The following is a 19,978-nucleotide window of genomic DNA, read 5'->3' on the forward strand; positions in this document are numbered from 1 at the left end:
AAGATGGCAGCGAAGGATAAAAATACAATGCATAATCAAAAAACTATCATCAAACTTGAAGATGTCTCTTTAACGCTCGAGTCCGGGGCGGGCCCTGTAAATATTCTGAAGAGCCTCAGTTTTGATATCACGAGCGGAGAGACCATTGGCATCGTTGGCCCAAGTGGTTCAGGAAAATCATCACTCATGAGCTTGATGACAGGCCTAGAGCAAGCAACAAGCGGAAACGTTTGGGTTGATGGGCTTAATCTTGGCGGCGCCGACGAGGACGATCTGGCGCGCCACCGCCTATCGCGCATTGGTATCGTGATGCAGGCATTCCATCTTATCCCAACCATGACAGCGCTTGAAAATGTTGCTGTGCCCCTCGAACTTGCAAAAGTGAATGACGCGTTTGACCGCGCAGCACATGAGTTGGAGGCTGTTGGCCTAGCGCACCGAATGGACCACTATCCCGCGCAATTATCCGGCGGCGAGCAACAGCGTGTAGCCCTGGCCCGCGCTATTGCACCAGAACCCAGCATTTTGTTTGGTGATGAACCTACAGGCAATCTGGACGGCAAAACGGGCCATGATGTCATTGACCTAATTTTTGACCTGTCCAACCGGCGTAAATCGACACTTATTCTGGTAACGCATGATCCTTCACTCGCGGACAAGTGTGATCGGGTAATTTCGATGGCAGACGGAAAAATTATTGATGACACCGGAAATACTCAATCGATCAACATCACGTCGTCACAGTCTTCTGGGGTGAACAGCTGATGTTATCCAGATCAATCAATTTACCGATCGCCATCAGATTTGCACTTAGGGAACTGCGTGGTGGCTTAAGTGGTTTTCGTATTTTTATTGCGTGCCTTACACTCGGTGTGGCCGCAATTGCGACAGTTGCATCCCTTACAAAAGCAATTGAAGAAGGGTTGGAGCGCGAAGGTCAAACCATTCTCGGCGGTGACATGGAAGTCAACAGCTTCCAAAGTGACCCCGGCCCAGAACTATTAAAATGGGCACAAGATCAAGGTGAAGTCTCCGTTTCTGCCCGACTCAGAACCATGGCGCGCATTGAAGGGGACGAGTCATTAACAGCAACTGGTGATACCTCAACGCTTGTGGAATTGCGCGCAGTTGATGAAGCTTATCCATTATATGGTACGCTGGACACGTCTCCACAGCTCGATAATAAGGCACTGTTTGATAAGCGCGGCGAAACATGGGGCGCTGCCGTTGACCCACTTTTGGCAGAACGCTTGAATATTGGCCTTGGTGACACGCTAACTTTCGGGAATATTCAGGCCGATATCAGAGCCTTCATCGACCGCGAGCCAGATAAAGCCAATCAAGGCTTTCAACTTGGCCCATCAGTTCTTATCCGCAGGGAAGCAATGGATAAAACAGGGCTGATAACGCTCGGCAGTCTTGTTAATTACTATTATAAAATTCGTGTTGCACCAGAAACCGACCTTGAAGCAATGCGCGAAGAAATCAAGGAAACATGGCCAGATGAGCGTTGGCGCGTTCGCGACCGCAGTAATAGTGCGGCAGGCCTAAGGCGTTTCATTGACCGCATGGGCGAGTTTTTGGTGATCGTCGGCCTTGCAGCCCTTATTGTAGGCGGTGTTGGGGTTGGAAATGCGGTTAAAGGTTATATGGACCGTAAAACACGCACGATTGCAACGATGAAAATTCTGGGTGCTGACGGGCAAACGATTTTTACCACCTATTTTATGCAGGTCATCTTCATTGGGATTCTTTCAATTATTCTTGGGCTGGCGATTGGTGCATTTATGCCGTCAATCCTTGCCTCCGTATTGCCAGATACACTCCCAATAAAACCTGAAGGCGGCATATATCCTGCGGCACTTTCTCTCGCATCTGCATATGGGCTGATGATTACAGTTGCCTTCACAGCATGGCCACTGGGCAAAGCCCGTGATTTGCCAGCCGTCCGCTTGTTCAGGGCACTCGTTGCACCCGAAACAGGGCGACCAAGGCTAAGCTATTTATTGTTAATTTCCCTCGCCGTGGCAAGTGTGATCGCAATGGCCGTTGGCTTGGCTAACAATCCAGCTTTCGCATTTGGATTCTTACTTTCAGCGATGGCCGCTCTTGCGATTTTGTTGTTTACAAGCTGGCTATTGCAAAGGCTTGCTGCCCGGTTGCCACGCTCAAAAAATGCGCTGGTTAGAATGGCGATCGCAAACCTACACCGACCGGGGTCAGCTACCAGTGCTGTGGTAATCTCCCTTGGTCTCGGCCTAACACTATTTGCTACGATCACCCTGATCGAAGGTAATTTACAGAGCCAACTAGGTACTGAAGTTCCTGAAGAAGCGCCTGCTTTCTTCATACTCGATATCCAATCCAATCAGGTTGATGCCTTTGAAGAAACTGCAAAAAGCATCAAAGGTGTTGAGGATGTAGAGACTATCCCATCACTTCGTGGTCGGGTTACTAAGGTGAAAGGCATCGATGCTTCTGAGTATGAAGTTCCAGATAGCGAGTATCGCTGGGTTCTAAGGGGCGATCGTGGATTTACCTATCAGTCTGATCTTCCAGAAAGCAACGAAATTGTTGACGGTGACTGGTGGCCAGCAGATTATGCTGGCGGCCCTGAAATCAGCCTTGGTAAAGAAGCCGCTGACGGACTTGGGTTATCAGTTGGGGATACGATGACCATCTCTATCCTTGGGCGTGAAATTACTGCAACCATTCGTTCAACACGTCAGATCAACTGGGGAACCTTCGGGTTTAACTTTGTTATACTATTTGACCCATACACGTTAAAAGCCGCACCGCACACCTATACAGCAACACTGAAAGCTGACGGCGAAACAGAGAAGCTTGCCTATAGAACACTGACCCGCGAGTTTAGAAACATCACAGCTATTCGCATGAAAGAAGTTTTATCGAGCGTGAACACGATTGTGTCTCAGGTCTCTATCGCTGTGGAAGCAACGGGTTTGGTTGCGATATTCTCAGGCGTGTTTGTGCTTGCAGGTGCGATCGCAGCAGGCTTTAGGCAGAGGGTTTACGAATCTGTTATTCTAAAGGTTGTTGGCGCCGTTCGAAGTCAGATTTTACGGGCATATTTACTCGAATATACCTTAATTGGGCTGATTACGGCTTTGATTGCCCTTGGCCTTGGTACCCTCGCCGGATGGCTGGTGATCACACAATTATGGGAATCTGAATTCCGTGCATTACCAGGCCCTATGCTGACGATTGTGGCGGTTAGCCTGGCTGTCACCATCATCTTTGGTCTGGGTGCAAGCTTCCGCGCACTATCGATAAAACCAAACGAAGTGCTACGCAGCGAATAGAACCATACGGATTTGGGTTGAAAAAAATCGGCTTTCAACCCATATTATAAAGAAATCTAACCATATTTAAGGAGCAGAAATGGTCGATCGTTTTAATACTGCATATGGGGCAAGCACGGACGCACAAGCGAAAGAGTTTGATGCGGGTCTTCGTGCCTATATGCTCAAAGTCTATAATTACATGGCGTCTGGTGTTCTTTTGACAGGCATCGTTGCAATGTTTGTTGGAAGTAGCCCTGCACTCTTACAAACCATTTTTGGAAGTAACCTTGCTTATATAGTAATGTTTTCGCCCTTAGCATTCGGGCTCGTCATGATCTTTGGTGTTAATAAATTATCATCTGGCGCGCTACAAATGCTTTTCTGGGCATATGCAGCTGCAGTAGGGCTTTCTCTGTCAGTAATTTTTATGGTTTATGCCCAAGAAAGTATCGCTAGAACATTTTTCATTACGGCCGCATCCTTCGGTGCCCTCAGCCTTTATGGATATACAACGAAGAAAAGCCTCTCTGGTTTAGGGACCTTCCTATATATGGGCGTGTTTGGCTTGATAATAGCCGGCGTTGTAAATTTCTTCTTACAATCAGACATGTTGTATTTTATTAAATCAGTCGCAGGTGTTTTGATTTTTGCTGGGTTAACAGCTTATGACACCCAAAAAATCAAGAACAGTTATTACCTAATGGCAACTGGTGAAACCCAAGCAAAGGGCGCAATTATGGGTGCCTTTGAATTGTACTTAGATTTTGTACTGCTATTTCAGTATCTTCTATCTCTACTTGGTGATCGCGACTAAAACTAGAATATGTAATTTACATTTCTTAAAAGCCCGGTTTGTCCGGGCTTTTTTATTATGAATGCCTTCAATATAACAACATTAAAACTACATATGTAGTAATTATATATTGACAAAATATACACTCAATGATTTATTAAATACATAATTGAGGATCAATATATCTGGACTTCTTGATAACATTCAGGGTCCAGAAATCCGGTACCACTGTCCCGACATATTCGTTGGACAACACTTATTGCAACCGATCAAGAGTAAATTTGTAAAGGCGGGATTATGCGACAAGTCATCATATTTATAATTGCCATTTTAACCTCAGATTTGATGGTATCAGCACAATCTACAATACAAAATAATATCGATAGTATCTTTACAATAAAACATAATCCTAAATCAGATATTACAATTGATTACGGTGACTGGGACAAGGTTCTAAAAATATCTGTGGTTGATTTCGGCCAATCAGATCGGGTGCATGCAAGAAGGCCAAAAGGGCAATTTACACGAATAACTTTTGGCAACCCCAGTCGCACTAGATTAGAAGGAAATAGAGTTCAATTTGAAAAACTGACGGACGATCATAAAAAGTATATTTTCAATATCGAAAAAAAGCTTACTGATATCGTTTCAGGATTACAGCTTAGCGACTTAAGTAAAAACGAACAATTAGCCTTCTGGCTCAACCTTCACAATGTAGCCGTCTATAACCGCATTGCTAAAATCTATCCCATTACCAACTTAAAGTCTGCTCTGTTTGGTTCGGAAACAGAAACCGGGATATTAAATAGCGCTGACATTGAACTTCTGGGGCAATTCATATCACCTACTGACATTAGACATTATGTAAATCAAAACTGGAGGGACCATCGTGTAATGTATGGTTTCTTCTATGGAATTGTGGGTGGCCCCAATATTAGAAGAGATGCATACACAGGCGATACAGTATGGGAAAAACTGGATGAGAACACAGTAGAGTTTGTAAACAGCCTGAGAGGTACTCAAGTCTGGAACAACAAGCTCAAAGTGTCTTATTTCTATGAAATAAATAAAGCCTTATTTGAAAATTATGAGCAAGATCTGCTCAATCATTTATATCAGTACGCTAAACCCATATTGGCAAGAAAGATTGGCGCAATAAATTCCTTCAAGGCTAATATCACAGATTGGCACATAGCAGATTTGTATAATGGCCACCTGGTTACACGAGGCGCAGGCCCTGACTCAGTCACTGTTATTAGGGGCGGAGCGTTATCAAATGCAGAATTATTCGCTGCTAATTTAGCCGCCGGCAATGGCAGCACAAAAATACCTCCACATGTTGCTGAACTCATTGGTCAAGTTTTGCTTAAAAAACAAAGGCAGAAGAAACAAGGAACCGTTACTATTGAGGAGGTAAATAATAAAAAGGGCCTTCAAAATGAAAGGCCCAACTCCGAAGGTTAAAGTGTAAACTGCTCTTTTATTATCCGTTCAGTGTCGAAAAAATAGTATTTGTTAAAATGCTAAGATCTTCTGCACTAATGGTAAGCGAAGGCGTTAGGTAAACAATATCCCTAAACGGTCGTATCCAAACGCCGGCATCAACGAACTTTGGTTTCAAAGCATCGATGTTTGAAGCGTCATGGAGTTGCACAACGCCAATCGCGCCCTTTACCCTTACGTCTTTAACGTTCGGTAAATCCCGGCAGGGGGCCAACTCGTCTTTCAACTGCTGTTCTATTTTAGCAACCTGACCTAGCCTGTCTTCGCGTTCAAATAAATCAAGCGACGCATTCGCCGCTGCACACCCGAGCGCATGTGCCATATATGTGGGCCCATGCATCAAGGCCTTGGTTGGATCTTCACTGAGGAAGGCATCAAAGATATGATCGCGCGCGGCACATACCGACAAGGGCGATACACCGCCCGATAATGCTTTCGAAAGCGTAATCATATCCGGCACAATACCAGCCTGCTCAACCGCAAACATAGTTCCCGTACGGCAAAAGCCAGTGAATATTTCGTCGATGATCAACAATACCCCTGCCTCATCACAGGCGGAGCGCAACCATTTTAATGTTTCAGGTGGATAGAAAATCATGCCACCAGCCCCAAGAACCAACGGTTCAGTAATAACTGCGGCAATCGTATGTGCATTCTTTTTTAGAAAAATGGTGAATTTAGCGGCTTCGGCTTCAGTGCGCGGCAGATCACACAGAATATTATCTGCAATCACGTCACCAAACAGGTTATGCATTCCCTCTTCGGGGTCACATACCCCCATAGTTCCAAGTGTATCACCGTGGTAACAACCGCGAAAATGAACAAATTTACTGCGGCTCTCTCCTTTATTCAGGAAATATTGAACCGCCATCTTCATTGCAACCTCAACTGAAACCGAGCCAGATTCAGCGATAAAGCAACGGTCTAGATCACCAGGTAACATTGCCGCCAATCGCTTAGAGAGCCTGAGTGCAGGTTCATTCACCAAACCACCAAACATCACATGCGGCATTTCTTTAAGCTGTGTTTCAACTGCTTTCAAAACATGAGGATGATTATACCCATGTGCCGCAGCCCACCAACTTGCGATCCCGTCTACCAATTCTCGCCCGTCTGCGAGTGTAAGACGAACGCCGTCACTTTTTATAACAGGTAGCGGCGGTTTAGCGGTTTGCATCTGGGTATAAGGCAACCAGATATGATCGATACCATCATGGTACCAATCGGGAAGTTGGGTCTCAGGCATAACAATATTCCGGAAGCGTTAGCTTTATGAATAAACCTTAGGCTGGTGTGAGGCCAAGCTTATCAAACAGCTTCATATCTTTGTTGTTTTCAGGGTTTGGTGTCGTCAACAATTGCTCACCGTAGAAGATAGAGCTAGCGCCAGCCAAAAAGCACAAGGACTGAAGTTCTTCGCTCATGCTCTGGCGACCAGCGGACAAGCGCACCTCTGCTTGTGGCATGAGGATACGTGCAACAGCAATTGTCCGCACAAATTCAAACGGATCTAGTTTATCCACGTTCTCAAGCGGGGTGCCCGGTACCGCCACGAGCATATTGATCGGCACAGACTGAGGGTGCTCTGGAAGATTGGCGAGGGTTTGCAGCATCCCAGCACGGTCTTCACGTTTTTCACCCAGGCCTACAATACCGCCCGAGCATACATTGATACCGGCACTTCGCACATGATCAAGGGTGTCCAGGCGTTCCTGATAAGTGCGTGTTGTGATGATCTCACCATAAAATTCTTCGGATGTATCGACATTGTGGTTATAGTAATCAAGCCCCGCATCCTTAAGGCGCTCAGCCTGACATTTGTTAAGCATACCAAGCGTCATGCACGATTCTAGGCCAAGCTCTTTCACACCTTTGATCATTGCTTCGATCTGATCAAGGTCACGGTCCTTCGGGCTGGTCCAGGCTGCCCCCATACAGTAACGTGATGCACCGCCCGCTTTTGCACGTTTCGCATCTTCAAGCACCCGTTCAACTTCCATCAGTTTCGTTGCTTGAAGGCCAGTACCTTCCTTATATTTCGCCGACTGTGAGCAATAACCGCAATCCTCAGCGCAACCACCTGTTTTAATCGAAATCAGCTGTGATAGCTGTACTTTGTTAGGGTCATGGTACACGCGGTGAACGCTCTGCGCCTCAAATACTAAATCCATAAATGGCTTGTTAAACAGCTCCATAATCTCAGCACGGTTCCAATCATGACGTAGAGGAACAGCTGACTGAGTATCTTGTGTGGAAATAGTGGTTGGTGCATTCATTTTTATGACTCCTACATATCGGCTGCAACCTTGCCGCTCGACGTTCCTAAGTCAAGCAAAATCGCCTATCAGCCATGCAATTTGAAACCTTGACCCACTTAGAATATCCCCCTATCCCACATGCCATGAAAAACACAACAGTATATTATCAAAGTCTATTAGATTTCGCAGATAACAAGCTCCAAATTTTGGAAGATAAAAACCAACGCCGCAGATTACAGCCCAGCGCTCGTTCTTTGCATATGCAGGTTAATAATGGTCAAAATGAATGCACCAGCTTCACTGATAATGATTATCTGGGCCTTTCAACCCACCCTGCCGTGATCCAAGCATCAATGGAGGCGACAAAATTATACGGGGTAGGCGCAGGCGCCAGCCGATTGGTCACTGGAAACAACCCACTTTACGGCCAACTTGAAGAAAAAATCGCTAACTTTAAAGGATGTGAAGCCGCAATTGTATTCGGGTCTGGCTATCTGGCAAATATTGGTATTATTCCAGCACTCGCTGGCCCAAAGGACCTGATTATTGCTGACGAACTTATTCATACATGCATCCATTCTGGTATCGCTCTCTCTCGGGCAACGTGCCATTATTTTAAACACAATGATGTTGAGGATGCTCAGCGCCTTTTAGCTAAACATCGCGCGAACCATCCAAATACAATGATTATAGTTGACGGCGTTTATTCAATGGACGGTGATATTGCCCCCTTGGATGAATTAGGTATGCTCGCACGTCAATATGACGCGTGGCTAATGAGTGACGATGCCCATGCCCTTGGGACAATCGGTAATGGCACAGGATCAGCCAGCGCCTTGGGTGCTCATAACCTCGTACCCTTACAAATGGGCACCTTATCAAAAGCCATTGGCGCTTACGGTGGTTATCTTGCGGGACCTAAGCCTGTCATAAACCTAATGAAGAGCCGTGCACGTTCACTCGTTTATACAACAGGCTTACCGCCCGGCACATTAGCCGCTGCATTGAAAGCTTTTGAAATTATTGAGGCTGAACCCGAGCGGGTAGCGCGCCCACTAAAATTAGCAAGTCAGTTTGCCTCTGCGTTAAACCTTAATCCACCACAGAGCCCGATTGTTCCATTGATTATCGGGGATGAAACAGCCGCAATGAAAGCATCAGCCAATCTAGCAGCACAAGCGATAAAGGTTACAGCGATCAGACCACCGACTGTTCCAACAGGGACTTCGAGGCTTAGATTCACATTTTCAGCAACTCATAGTGACAGTGACATTGACAAACTTATCCGCGCGTGCCGAAATCTAAACCTAGGAAATTAAAACGATGACTCAAAATTTTTTCATCACATCAACGGGCACCGAAATCGGCAAAACAATGGTCACGGCAACACTTGGGTTTCAGTTACGCGCCACAGGCAGTTCAGTTAATGCAATCAAGCCAATCATTAGCGGCATTCCTGCGAGTAAAAACCTTGCAGAAGATATGATTGGAACCGATACGGCTGCTATACTGGATAGCTTGGATTTGCCCTTGAACCGAAAGGAAATCGATCAAACCTCCCCTCTCCGCTACAAGGCGCCGCTAGCCCCGTCGATGGCAGCCAAACTGGAAGGGAAACTACTGGATTATTCTGAAGTCCTAAGCATATGCAGAGCGGCAATAAATAAAAATGATACTACATTGATCGAAGGTGTCGGTGGCAGTTTTGTACCTTTAACCAATGACAAACTCGTCGCGGATTGGATAGCAGACTTGCAAATCCCATCAATTCTTGTGGCAGGTAGTTACCTAGGCACCATTTCACACACAATTGCCACGGTGGATGCCATGCGTATTCGCGGGCTTCCCATCAGGTCAATCGTAATCAGCGAAAGCGGGGGCGAAGATCATCCCGATCTTAATGAAACCGCTCGCGAGATAAGACAGCACACAAATTTGAGAACAGTTCTATTGCCGCGTATAAATGGCGACTGCCCGTGGCGCAGGGCACCCAATATACTCTCAGCGCTTGAAAACAGCGAATAGGTAATTAACTCCATTGCCTATACTTAGGTAGGTAAATGTTATCCTGTCGTGGCTGGAAAATAATCTAACAGAAAATAACTCTCTGTTTTAAAAGGACATTTCAGACATTCAGTTTGGCACACCGGTTGCTTTATCAAATTCAAACATTATTTGAAATTGCAATGAGTGTAACCATGCAACAGCCACTACCCTTTGATCCAAATGTATATTTTGGTTATGTCGCCGAAAATTTGCTTAAAAACCTCGGTGACAAAGCATTGGTATACGCAGACCATGCCTTAAAAAAGATGCGATCCATCGGTGACCACGAAGGGTTTGACCTATGGCTGTCAATTCATCAGCACCTGATTGAGCAATCTTGCACCGAAACGCGTGGAACTGATGTCACATTGCATTAGTGAAAATACCCTTTCGGGATAAGGGACACTCAGCATCCAACATCCAGTCTCTTATCCTTACCGGAAAATACCCAATTCCGGTCATAGGCCCACCCTCTACCCAAGGGTGGGCCTAAATTGTTGTTTCATCAGAAAATAATCGCTTAATTCAATTTTATCTATTAACTTGGTGTTGAGATTTTATTCTCATAATGGCGTCCATGAGAATATTTAATTACAGATCAACAAGTATATGCCTTGAGGATAGATTTATGCCTTCAGAGGTCGTCACCGTTACACTTGATGCAACAGGGATGCTTTGCCCCTTGCCCGTTTTGCGCGCACGCCGGATATTGGACGATATGAATAACGGCGATATTCTAAAAATCACCGCAACAGACCCCGCAAGCGTCCGCGATATTCCCGCTTTTTGTCAAATGTCTCGCCATACACTTGTAATGGCTGAAGCAAACGGTGATACATTTGTTTTTAAAATTCAAAAATGGTCCAATGAGAGCCCAAATAATGAAGCGAATGACAATATTCCATAAGAGTCGGGCGGCTAACGCGGAACATTGCAGCGGCCTTTAAGACTTCTTCCCAACCACACCAGCAATCCAACCAGCAACAAGTGCTATTGCAACTGCCATCAGGCCATACAAAAATGGCGATTCGTGCGCGAAACTAAAAACTGCGCGTTCAAATCCCTCTTTATCAACAGCCAAAGGGATACGTTCGCGAGCCTTAAATTCGCCGTTTTGGAATAGATAAGCGTCAATTTGAAATTCGCCTACAGGTACGTTCGCGGGCAAATGAACATCCATACGGAACAATCCTTCACCAATCATTGTAACCGAATCTTCTTCTTGCCTGTAAAGGCCCTTTGATGTTCTCAGATCAAACAAGGCCTGTTTGAACTCAGGTAAGGCTTGTGCGCGCCCTGCACCACCTTCATACGCAAGGTGTAAATTCTCAAACCCTATCCCTGTAGCCAAAAACTCCTTCTGACCAGCGATTTCGCTGAGGGGTCTGTTCGCAGCTACAGCGTAATAACCTGGTGCCGCAGGAAACTCGAGGCTTGGCCCGTTCACCCAAATAAAGCCTAATTTTTCCTTACGCCGCACAACCATGGCTTCTTCGGGGCCACGAACGACAACAACGACATCAAAGGGATCATTAATGGACCCGTTAGCGGATGAACCAACCGTCCCAAACAAGATAATGTCGGCACCATCAAAGCTGTAACGGATTTCAATTCGCTTGTTCGACAAATCGAGCACTAAGGCATGAACACCCGGTGCACATGTAAAACTCAGCATGAACAACAGCAGAGCAGCAGAGAATATTTTCCTAAACATGCCCATTAATGCCCACCACCTTCAACGGTTGTTTCTGAATATAACTGCTCAGGTTCCACAATCAGATCATACCCCATTTTCATACCAACAACGACAACCATCAAAGCAAGCAGGGCTCGTAATTGTTCACCTTTCAGTTTAGCACCAGCGCGCACACCAACCTGGGCCCCGATCACTGCACCCGTAAGCAATAGAACTGCGAGGAAAACGTCCACTGACTGTGTATTAATAGAGTGATTAATAGTTGCAAGCGACGTCACAAATATAATCTGGAACAGCGACGTTCCAACAACAACATTCGTTGGCATACCTAAAATATAAATCATGGCTGGCACCATGATAAATCCACCGCCTACACCCATAATACCCGAGAGGATACCAACCAACATGCCAATACCGATTGGTAAAAGAATAGAAATATAAAGGCGTGACTTTCTGAACCGCATCTTAAAGGGAAGCTTGTGTATCCACGCTTTATGCCGGTCCTCACGGTTAATAGGGGGCGGAATATATCCGGCGCGCTGACGAATAATCGCACGCACACTTTCCCAAAACATTAACGCCCCTACGGTGCCTAGAAATAAGAAATAGGCCAATTTAATTATCAGATCTTCCTGGCCTAACGACTTTAAAATCGTCAGTGTTTCAACACCGACAAGCGCACCAACAGCACCGCCAAGCACGAGTATGATCCCCATTTTCATATCGACACCGCCGCGGCGATGATGGGCAAGCGCCCCTGAAACGGAAGCTGCTGTAATCTCATTTGATTCTGTTGCCACAGCAATAATTGGTGGAATACCAGAGAATATAAGGAGCGGGGTCATCAAAAAACCACCGCCAACACCGAACATACCAGACAAAAAACCAACAATCGCACCCATACCGATAATGAAGAATATATTCATCGATAATTCGGCAATGGGCAGATAAAGCGTCATGGAACTTAGGCTCGCTAACTAATGTATACTGTTTTACTCGTACCCGAGTTTATAACTGAATGCAAACGTCATAATTTCGAAGATTAACTAAACGTTGAAGCACTTCTTTACTGAAACTAAATTCAATGCGCAGCTTTCCCATACTTGATGATCGCATCTCGTAAAACAGGACCTAGCTGACCAGTAAGGAAGAGATAAAGCATTTTATAATCGCCCATCAGCGACCAGCGGGGATAGTCAAATGTTGCAGGTCGGTTGCGCTCAAACTTGAAATGCCCGACCCAGGCAAACCCATACCCTATGATTGGATATAGTACCAAAAGCCACCATGTCTTTGATAGAACTGATATAATGAGAACCGCAGTCGCCAAAATCGTTCCAATGTAATGAAGGCGCCTGCAGGTGGGATTTGCGTGTTCCGCCAAATAATAGGGAAAAAACGCCTCAAACGTCTCAAACTTAGGGGCCACTGTATAACCTTTCCGCTGCTGATTCGCCGATAATGCTAGCACTACAAGCGTACTGCAGCCAGCCTTCTTCTGTGTATATCATACTCAATCGTCCAATTTTTCCTTAATTCCTCAAAACTTACGTTTCATTCTGGGACATCAGCAATCTGTTACTTGACGTTAACGTAAGCGTAACCTAAATATGATGCAGAATTAATGGAAGTGATCAAAAATGATAGAAAATGGCGAATTGAAAAAACATAATACCTTCACCATTAAAGATCTGTCTGATGAGTTCGACATAACCCCCCGAACCTTACGCCACTATGAAGACCAGGGTTTAATTTCCCCTGAGCGAATTGGCCAAACCCGCGTTTATCATCAGGCCGACCGTGTGCGCCTTGCCTGGATATTACGGGGCAAGCGCGTTGGGTTTTCTCTCACCGAAATTGGTGAAATGCTTGACCTTTATGATATCGGTGATGAGCGTGAAACCCAGCGCAGTGTAACGCTTACGCGCTGCGAAGACAGAATCAATGCCCTCAAGGCCCAAAAGGCCGATATTGATGCAACAATAGAAGAACTCAGCGACTTTTGCGGTCTTCTCGAGAGTTTGGAATACTGCACAGAAACGCAAAAATGGGTCGAGCCTGAAACCGGCAAGCCTCCAAGCCTCGTACACATGCAACATGGTAATATCAGATAACAAAAGATTATAAGACTTTTAAGGAACTATAAAATGCCTACATACCGCGCCCCCGTCAAAGACATGCAATTTGTACTGAACGATGTATTAAACATTGCTCAATATTCAAATCTACCCGGATACGCCGAAGCAACCCCTGATCTAGTAAGCGCTATCCTCGAGGAAGGCGGCAAGTTCTGTGAAAACGAATTGCAGCCACTTAACCTTTCGGGTGATCACGAAGGATGTACACGCCACGAAGACGGCTCTGTAACCACACCAAAGGGCTTCAAGGAAGCCTATCAAAAATATGTTGAAGGTGGCTGGGTAGGCCTCACTGGACCAGAGGAATTTGGTGGTCAAGGCATGCCGCATGTGATTGGCATGTGCATGGAAGAAATGCTTGTATCATCGAATATGGCGTTTGCGATGTATCCCGGCCTTTCTCAAGGGGCGATGGCATCAATCATCATCGAAGGTACTGACGAACAAAAAGCTAAATACCTCCCTAATATGGTTGAAGGTAGCTGGACAGGGACAATGAACCTTACCGAACCTCATTGTGGTACTGATCTCGGCCTCTTGCGCACCAAAGCTGAACCAAATGATGATGGAACGTTCGCCATCTCCGGCACGAAAATCTTCATTTCGGCTGGTGAACACGATATGAGCGACAATATTATCCATCTTGTACTCGCAAAACTTCCTGATGCACCAAAAGGTGTGAAAGGGATTTCACTTTTCATTGTTCCCAAGTTCCTGATTAACGAAGATGGATCGCTCGGCGAACGTAACGGCGTTACTTGTGGCTCTATCGAAGAAAAAATGGGTATCCACGGCAATTCTACCTGTGTGCTGAACTATGATGGTGCAACTGGTTATATGCTCGGTGAACCACACAAAGGTTTGCGTGCAATGTTCATTATGATGAATGCTGCCCGCCTCGGTGTCGGCGTTCAAGGTCTTGGTCTCTCTGAAGTAAGTTACCAGAACGCTGTTGAATATGCGAATGACCGTGTTCAGGGCCGCTCACTTAAGGGCGCAACTGCACCAGACAAACCGGCGGACCCAATCATCGTTCACCCTGATGTGCGCCGGAACCTATTGAATAGTCGTTCGTTTAACGAAGCTGCTCGCGCCGCTGCCAGTTGGGCCGCGCTTTTAGTGGATCTGTCCAGAAAAGCCGAAGACGAAAAAGAACGTGAATGGGCTGATGATATTGTTGGTCTTTTAACACCAGTGATTAAAGGTGTGTTCACCGACCGCGGATACGAAAATGCAACTGCTGCGCAGCAAGTGTTTGGTGGCCATGGCTATATTTCTGAATGGGGTATGGAACAATTTGTCCGTGACGCCCGTATTGCACAGATTTACGAAGGTACAAATGGTATTCAGGCACTTGACCTGGTTGGCCGCAAGTTAGGTGCAAACGGTGGCCGCGGTATCCAAGCCTTCTTCAAATATGTTTCTGAAATCATTGCTGAAAATAAAGACAATGAAACACTGAATGATTTCACTGGCCCGCTAGAGAAAGCGATTGGCGACCTGCAAACCGCGACATTCTGGTTCATGCAAAATGCTATGACCAACCCTGATAACGCAGGCGCTGGGTCAGTTGCCTATATGCATCTTTTCGGTCATGTCCTGATCGGTCTAATGTGGACTAAAATTGCCAAGGTATCCGCAAACGCACTCGCAAACGGTACAGAGGATCCTTCATTCCACGAAAATAAATTACTTGTCGGTCGTTACTATATGAAACGCCGCATCATTGAAACAAACGCGCTATTGGCTGAAATTCAGGCAGGTTCTGATGAATTGATGGCACTGGACGCGGCAAACTTCTAAGTCGGTACATACTTTTGGGATTAATTGAGAGAGAAACAAGGAAATATCATGACAGACGCTTATATTTATGACGCCGTCAGAACCCCACGTGGTCGCGGCCGCGCTGATGGCTCACTGAACGAAATTACTCCAGTGCAACTGGCTACACAGGTTTTGGAAGCAATCAGTGACCGAAACGAACTGGATACAGCAAATGTGGATGATGTTATCCTTGGCTGTGTGTCTCCTGTTGGCGAGCAAGGCGCAAACATTGCACGTGTTGCAGCGATGAATGCCGGATACGCTGAAACAACAGCAGGCTTCCAGGTAAACCGTTTCTGTGCGTCTGGCCTGGAGGCAGCCAATATCGCTGCTGCAAAGGTAATGTCTGGTGAAGCCGACATGGCAATCGGCGGCGGCGTCGAGGCAATGTCTCGTGTTCCAATGGGCTCTGACGGTGGTGCATGGCCGGCTGATCCTAGCGTTGCCTTTGACACATATTTCGTACCACAAGGCATTTCTGCGGACCTTATTGCAACAAAATATGGTTACAGCCGCGATGATGTGGACGCATATGCCGTTGAAAGCCAAAAGCGCGCGAAAGCAGCATGGGACGACAATCGTTTCGAAAAATCAATTGTTCCCGTAAAGGACGTAGCGGGCATGACAGCACTTGATCATGACGAATTTATGCGCCCTGAAACAACAATGCAGTCGCTTGGTGCGTTGAAACCATCATTCGTGCAAATGGGCGATCTTGGCTTCGATAATGTTGCTATTCAAAAATACCCTGAGATTGAAAAAATCAATCATGTTCACCACGCAGGAAACAGCTCTGGCATCGTTGACGGCGCTGCAGGTATCCTGATTGGTAACAAGGAAATTGGTGAAAAACTCGGTATCAAGCCACGTGCTCGTATTCGCTCAATGGCATCTGTTGGTTCAGAGCCAACAATCATGCTGACAGGTCCAAGCTTTGCTGCTGAAAAGGCGATGAAGCGCGCGGGCATGAGCACATCCGATATTGATGTTTGGGAACTTAATGAAGCCTTTGCTTCTGTTGTTCTTCGTTTCATGGAAGCGCTCAATATTGATCATAGCGATATCAACGTAAATGGCGGTGCGATCGCAATGGGCCACCCACTTGGTGCAACCGGCGCAATGGTATTGGGCACAGTTCTTGACGAACTTGAGCGCTCTGGCAAATCCACAGCACTTACAACGCTTTGTATCGGTGCCGGCATGGGTACAGCAACAATCATCGAGCGCGTATAAAACGCCCCAAGACGAAGAAAAAAGAGAGATTACTATGACTGATACAATTCGTTTTGAAGTAGATAGCGACGGTGTTGCGCTTCTGACCATTGACCTTCCGAACGCAAACATGAATGTGTTTAACGCACAGCTTATTGATGACCTCGATACTTGCGTCGACCGTGTTCTCAGCGATGACGCGATCAAGGGTGCAGTGATTACATCAGGCAAACCTGCGTTCCTTGCGGGCGCAGACCTGAATATGCTCGGTGGGCAAGCGTCTGGTGCTGAAATTTCACTGGAAGAACAGTTCGCTGGAACCTTCCGCCTAAACAGCATTCTTCGCAAAATGGAAACAGGCGGCAAACCTGCTAAAGTTTTGATGAAGGAAGGTACAAAGCCATTCGCAGCAGCAGTTAACGGCCTTGCACTTGGTGGCGGCCTTGAGCTCGTGCTCGCGTGTCATCACCGCGTTGTGGCTGACAATCCAAAAATCCAGCTTGGCCTTCCAGAAGTACAAGTTGGCTTGCTTCCTGGTGGCGGCGGCACCCAGCGCCTTCCACGCCTAATTGGTATTCAGGCTGCTGCTGGCGCAATCACTACAGGTAAGCCGTTTAACCCGGTAACTGCACAAGGCCTTGGTATCGTTCAGGCGGTTGTGCCGTTGGAAGATGTTGTGAAAACAGCGACCGATTGGGTGAAGAACACATCAAGCGCGATCGCACCTTGGGATAAGAAAGGTTTCAAATTCCCGGGCGGCGCTGGTGCAATGAACCCTGCTGCTGTTCAAACATTTGTCGGCGCGAACGCAATGGCACAGAAGCAGACACAGCATAACTACCCAGCTATTCAGGCAATTCTTTCATGCCTCTATGAGGGTGGTATCGTAAACTTCGATACTGCGATCAAAATCGAATCCAAGTATTTCCTCAAACTTCTGAAAGATCCAGTTGCTGGCAACATGATCCGCAGCCTCTTCATTAATAAGCAGGCCGTAGAAAAAGGCTCGCTTCGCCCAGACGGGTTTGAGCGTAAAACTGTTAAGCGTTTGGGTATGCTTGGTGCTGGCCTTATGGGTGCAGGCGTTGCTTATGTATCAGCCAAAGCAGGTATGGATGTTGTGCTTCTGGACCGTGATGTTGCTTCTGCTGAGAAAGGGAAGGACTATTCCCGCAAGCTTGTTGAAAAGGGCATCAGCCGCGGCAAGGTTACACAGGAAAAAGGTGATGCGCTATTGGAACGTATTCACACAACAGATTCCTATGATGACCTCAAGGACTGTGACCTGATCATTGAGGCTGTGTTCGAAGCTGATGACATTAAAAAGGATGTTACTGAAAAAACCGAAGCTGTTATCGGCAAGGATATTGTGTTCGCGTCAAACACTTCAACGCTTCCGATTACGGGTTTAGCCAAAAACTTCACGCGCCCACATCAGTTCATCGGTATCCACTTCTTCTCACCAGTCGACAAGATGCCTCTTGTTGAAATCATTATGGGTGAGAAAACTGATGACGAAACACTGGCGCTTGCCCTCGATTACGTTGCCCAAATCAAGAAAACACCAATCGTTGTGAACGATAGCCGTGGTTTCTACACAAGCCGCTGTTTCGGTACGTACGTCCAAGAAGGCTACGCGATGGTGCAGGAAGGCGTGAAACCCGCGCTTATCGAAAATGCTGGTAAAATGTCTGGTATGCCGGTTGGCCCGCTTGCCGTGGGTGACGAGGTTGCGCTTGATCTATCCTACAAGGTTGGTCTGGCAACCCGCAAAGCATTGGGTGATAAGTATGTACCTTCACCAGCAGACAGCTTTGTTGAAAAAATGGTTGTTGAGCTAGAGCGCTTTGGTCGTAAGAACAGTAAAGGTAACTATGTGTACCCGGAAGACGGTAGCAAGAAATACTTGTGGTCTGGCCTTGGCGATCATTTCCCAGTAGCTGACGACCAGCCAACGCTTGATGAAGTTGAGTCCCGTTTGATGGTACGCCAAGCGGTTGAAGCGGCACGCTGCTTCGAAGAAGGCGTATTGATCGATGCGTCATCCGGTGATATCGGTGCGATCTTCGGTTGGGGCTTTGCACCGTTTACTGGTGGCCCATTCAGCTTTATTGACACAATGGGCGTTGCAGAATTTGTACGTGAAGCGGACCGCCTTGCGCAAGCCTACGGCCCACGCTTTACTCCACCACAAATGCTTCGCGATATGGCAGAAAAAGGCGAAACTTTCTATGCCAAAGGCGACACACGTGGCCGGTTAGCGAAAGCTGCTTAATCTTTTCATAAATACGAAATTAGAGAGGGCGGTATTACACCGCCCTTTTTTATTAAGGTTCTGATTTCCAGTCTGGCGGTAGGAAAATTGTTTTGATCTTATTTCCGAAACCTTTTTCTTCTTTAATCCGCTTGAACATCCAGATAAAACCGCAGAAGAAAACAATGATTGGATTTACGCTGTTGATTGGTTCGGTAACGCCGTAAACAACCTTTTCCTTTTCTTCCTCAAATGTGCCGAACATTCGGTCCCAGATTATTAAAATACCGGCATAGTTTTTATCCAGATATTCTGGATTGGACCCATGATGCACTCGGTGATGGGATGGCGTATTGAATATTCGCTCAATTATTTTTGGGAACTTGCCAATCACCTCGGTATGCAGGGCTGTTTGATACAGCTGGACAACGATTTCTGCGAACAAAATGAGGAATGGGTTAAACCCTAGCATCGCAAGAGGAATATGGAAGAAAACCGGAATAAAGCTATCAAGTGGGCCCAACCGGTAGGCGACCGATATATTGAAGTAGGGCGAACTGTGATGTACCGCATGTGTTGCCCAGCCAAAACCCACCCGGTGCATAAAACGATGTTCCCAGTAATAGATGAAATCGGCAAGAACGATACAAATTATGATAGTCCAGCCGTTAATGGGTAGCTGTGTTAGGCTTACATTTTCATAGAAATAATAGAAGATTGAAAGATACAATAGCCCGATAGTGAAGTTAATACCAATTGACGCCGCAAGCGTAACGAAATTAGCGACCGCATCACCAAGGATATTTAATTTCAAGGATTTTTTGATCATCAATCTGATGAATTCAAAAGCTAAAAAGATCAATGAAAGCCAAAAGAAATTATCACCAAGCCACAATTCAAGGCCGTAGATATCGGTTTCTGAAAACTCTATGGATAAGAACGACATATG

Annotated in this window: 18 protein-coding genes; 12 read left to right on the top strand and 6 right to left on the bottom strand. The window is 46.3% G+C overall.

The genetic code is table 11. The features are described 5' to 3' along the window. Positions 1-27 precede the first annotated feature (27 nt). From KFF44_RS15585 to KFF44_RS15600, 4 genes are all read left to right on the top strand, one after another. Entirely contained in the window at positions 28-765 is a 738-nt protein-coding gene (locus KFF44_RS15585) for an ABC transporter ATP-binding protein (protein ID WP_255935925.1), read from the top strand. Next, positions 765-3,323, top strand: a complete 2,559-nt coding sequence (locus KFF44_RS15590; RefSeq protein WP_255935926.1) for an ABC transporter permease — start codon at positions 765-767, stop codon at positions 3,321-3,323. The genes KFF44_RS15585 and KFF44_RS15590 overlap by 1 nt, the downstream gene beginning before the upstream one ends. Before the next feature lie 79 nt (positions 3,324-3,402). Further along, the gene (locus tag KFF44_RS15595; RefSeq protein WP_255935928.1) at positions 3,403-4,119 is read left to right on the top strand and encodes a Bax inhibitor-1/YccA family protein; all 717 of its coding nucleotides are present in this window, start codon (positions 3,403-3,405) and stop codon (positions 4,117-4,119) included. 276 nt (positions 4,120-4,395) lie between these two features. Beyond that, positions 4,396-5,562 carry a DUF547 domain-containing protein gene (locus KFF44_RS15600; protein WP_255935931.1) on the top strand — a complete coding sequence of 389 codons (1,167 nt, stop codon included), beginning with the start codon at positions 4,396-4,398 and terminating at the stop codon, positions 5,560-5,562. 19 nt (positions 5,563-5,581) lie between these two features. Here the strand turns inward: KFF44_RS15600 and KFF44_RS15605 are convergent, their stop codons facing one another. Further along, positions 5,582-6,847 (bottom strand): adenosylmethionine--8-amino-7-oxononanoate transaminase, encoded by a 1,266-nt coding sequence (locus KFF44_RS15605; RefSeq protein ID WP_255935932.1) that lies wholly within the window; start codon positions 6,845-6,847, stop codon positions 5,582-5,584. 37 nt (positions 6,848-6,884) lie between these two features. Beyond that, positions 6,885-7,877, bottom strand: a complete 993-nt coding sequence (gene bioB / locus KFF44_RS15610; RefSeq protein WP_370691121.1) for a biotin synthase BioB — start codon at positions 7,875-7,877, stop codon at positions 6,885-6,887. Between the two features lie 125 nt (positions 7,878-8,002). On the opposite strand from bioB, the gene bioF reads away from it, so the two are divergent. The 4 genes from bioF to KFF44_RS15630 all read left to right on the top strand — a co-directional run bounded on the left by bioF (position 8,003) and on the right by KFF44_RS15630 (position 10,812). Continuing rightward, positions 8,003-9,178, top strand: a complete 1,176-nt coding sequence (gene bioF, locus KFF44_RS15615) for an 8-amino-7-oxononanoate synthase (RefSeq protein WP_370691177.1) — start codon at positions 8,003-8,005, stop codon at positions 9,176-9,178. 4 nt (positions 9,179-9,182) lie between these two features. Continuing rightward, positions 9,183-9,884, top strand: coding sequence for a dethiobiotin synthase (gene bioD / locus KFF44_RS15620; protein WP_255935936.1), 702 nt, complete (start codon positions 9,183-9,185; stop codon positions 9,882-9,884). Positions 9,885-10,057: 173 nt separating this feature from the next. After that, positions 10,058-10,282 (top strand): hypothetical protein, encoded by a 225-nt coding sequence (locus tag KFF44_RS15625; protein ID WP_255935938.1) that lies wholly within the window; start codon positions 10,058-10,060, stop codon positions 10,280-10,282. A 251-nt stretch (positions 10,283-10,533) separates the two neighbouring features. Beyond that, positions 10,534-10,812 (top strand): sulfurtransferase TusA family protein, encoded by a 279-nt coding sequence (locus tag KFF44_RS15630; RefSeq protein ID WP_255935941.1) that lies wholly within the window; start codon positions 10,534-10,536, stop codon positions 10,810-10,812. Positions 10,813-10,848: 36 nt separating this feature from the next. Here KFF44_RS15630 and KFF44_RS15635 read toward each other — a convergent pair whose 3' ends face one another. From KFF44_RS15635 to KFF44_RS15645, 3 genes are all read right to left on the bottom strand, one after another. After that, positions 10,849-11,625, bottom strand: coding sequence for a TIGR02186 family protein (locus KFF44_RS15635; RefSeq protein ID WP_255935943.1), 777 nt, complete (start codon positions 11,623-11,625; stop codon positions 10,849-10,851). Beyond that, positions 11,625-12,560, bottom strand: coding sequence for a sulfite exporter TauE/SafE family protein (locus KFF44_RS15640; RefSeq protein ID WP_255935946.1), 936 nt, complete (start codon positions 12,558-12,560; stop codon positions 11,625-11,627). The genes KFF44_RS15635 and KFF44_RS15640 overlap by 1 nt, the downstream gene beginning before the upstream one ends. 122 nt (positions 12,561-12,682) lie before the next feature. Then, positions 12,683-13,030 carry a DUF962 domain-containing protein gene (locus KFF44_RS15645; RefSeq protein WP_255935948.1) on the bottom strand — a complete coding sequence of 116 codons (348 nt, stop codon included), beginning with the start codon at positions 13,028-13,030 and terminating at the stop codon, positions 12,683-12,685. 211 nt (positions 13,031-13,241) lie between these two features. Here KFF44_RS15645 and KFF44_RS15650 point away from each other — a divergent pair, with 211 nt between their 5' ends. The 4 genes from KFF44_RS15650 to KFF44_RS15665 are packed head-to-tail and all read left to right on the top strand — an operon-like array spanning position 13,242 to position 19,050. Further along, complete coding sequence (locus KFF44_RS15650) at positions 13,242-13,715, top strand: MerR family DNA-binding transcriptional regulator (protein ID WP_255935950.1); 474 nt, start codon at positions 13,242-13,244, stop codon at positions 13,713-13,715. A gap of 33 nt (positions 13,716-13,748) precedes the next feature. Continuing rightward, on the top strand, positions 13,749-15,542 hold the full coding sequence (locus KFF44_RS15655) for an acyl-CoA dehydrogenase C-terminal domain-containing protein (RefSeq protein WP_255935952.1): 1,794 nt from the start codon (positions 13,749-13,751) through the stop codon (positions 15,540-15,542). Positions 15,543-15,590: 48 nt separating this feature from the next. After that, positions 15,591-16,796, top strand: a complete 1,206-nt coding sequence (locus KFF44_RS15660; RefSeq protein WP_255935955.1) for an acetyl-CoA C-acetyltransferase — start codon at positions 15,591-15,593, stop codon at positions 16,794-16,796. Positions 16,797-16,830: 34 nt separating this feature from the next. Continuing rightward, entirely contained in the window at positions 16,831-19,050 is a 2,220-nt protein-coding gene (locus KFF44_RS15665; RefSeq protein WP_255935957.1) for a 3-hydroxyacyl-CoA dehydrogenase NAD-binding domain-containing protein, read from the top strand. Between the two features lie 52 nt (positions 19,051-19,102). Here KFF44_RS15665 and KFF44_RS15670 read toward each other — a convergent pair whose 3' ends face one another. Beyond that, positions 19,103-19,975 carry a sterol desaturase family protein gene (locus KFF44_RS15670; protein ID WP_255935960.1) on the bottom strand — a complete coding sequence of 291 codons (873 nt, stop codon included), beginning with the start codon at positions 19,973-19,975 and terminating at the stop codon, positions 19,103-19,105. Between the last annotated feature and the right edge of the window lie 3 nt (positions 19,976-19,978).

Source organism: Kordiimonas sp. SCSIO 12610, assembly GCF_024398015.1.
Lineage (GTDB): Bacteria > Pseudomonadota > Alphaproteobacteria > Sphingomonadales > Kordiimonadaceae > CANLMI01.

What these genes read in the sequence shown, in the direction of transcription:
- KFF44_RS15655 (WP_255935952.1), top strand. Translation starts at nt 13,749, where the DNA reads ATGCCTACATACCGCGCCCCCGTCAAAGACATGCAATTTGTACTGAAC.
- bioB (WP_370691121.1), bottom strand. Translation starts at nt 7,877, where the DNA reads ATGAATGCACCAACCACTATTTCCACACAAGATACTCAGTCAGCTGTT.
- KFF44_RS15670 (WP_255935960.1), bottom strand. Translation starts at nt 19,975, where the DNA reads ATGTCGTTCTTATCCATAGAGTTTTCAGAAACCGATATCTACGGCCTT.
- KFF44_RS15625 (WP_255935938.1), top strand. Translation starts at nt 10,058, where the DNA reads ATGCAACAGCCACTACCCTTTGATCCAAATGTATATTTTGGTTATGTC.
- KFF44_RS15650 (WP_255935950.1), top strand. Translation starts at nt 13,242, where the DNA reads ATGATAGAAAATGGCGAATTGAAAAAACATAATACCTTCACCATTAAA.
- KFF44_RS15605 (WP_255935932.1), bottom strand. Translation starts at nt 6,847, where the DNA reads ATGCCTGAGACCCAACTTCCCGATTGGTACCATGATGGTATCGATCAT.
- bioD (WP_255935936.1), top strand. Translation starts at nt 9,183, where the DNA reads ATGACTCAAAATTTTTTCATCACATCAACGGGCACCGAAATCGGCAAA.
- bioF (WP_370691177.1), top strand. Translation starts at nt 8,003, where the DNA reads ATGAAAAACACAACAGTATATTATCAAAGTCTATTAGATTTCGCAGAT.
- KFF44_RS15660 (WP_255935955.1), top strand. Translation starts at nt 15,591, where the DNA reads ATGACAGACGCTTATATTTATGACGCCGTCAGAACCCCACGTGGTCGC.
- KFF44_RS15590 (WP_255935926.1), top strand. Translation starts at nt 765, where the DNA reads ATGTTATCCAGATCAATCAATTTACCGATCGCCATCAGATTTGCACTT.
- KFF44_RS15630 (WP_255935941.1), top strand. Translation starts at nt 10,534, where the DNA reads ATGCCTTCAGAGGTCGTCACCGTTACACTTGATGCAACAGGGATGCTT.
- KFF44_RS15665 (WP_255935957.1), top strand. Translation starts at nt 16,831, where the DNA reads ATGACTGATACAATTCGTTTTGAAGTAGATAGCGACGGTGTTGCGCTT.
- KFF44_RS15640 (WP_255935946.1), bottom strand. Translation starts at nt 12,560, where the DNA reads ATGACGCTTTATCTGCCCATTGCCGAATTATCGATGAATATATTCTTC.
- KFF44_RS15600 (WP_255935931.1), top strand. Translation starts at nt 4,396, where the DNA reads ATGCGACAAGTCATCATATTTATAATTGCCATTTTAACCTCAGATTTG.
- KFF44_RS15635 (WP_255935943.1), bottom strand. Translation starts at nt 11,625, where the DNA reads ATGGGCATGTTTAGGAAAATATTCTCTGCTGCTCTGCTGTTGTTCATG.
- KFF44_RS15585 (WP_255935925.1), top strand. Translation starts at nt 28, where the DNA reads ATGCATAATCAAAAAACTATCATCAAACTTGAAGATGTCTCTTTAACG.
- KFF44_RS15595 (WP_255935928.1), top strand. Translation starts at nt 3,403, where the DNA reads ATGGTCGATCGTTTTAATACTGCATATGGGGCAAGCACGGACGCACAA.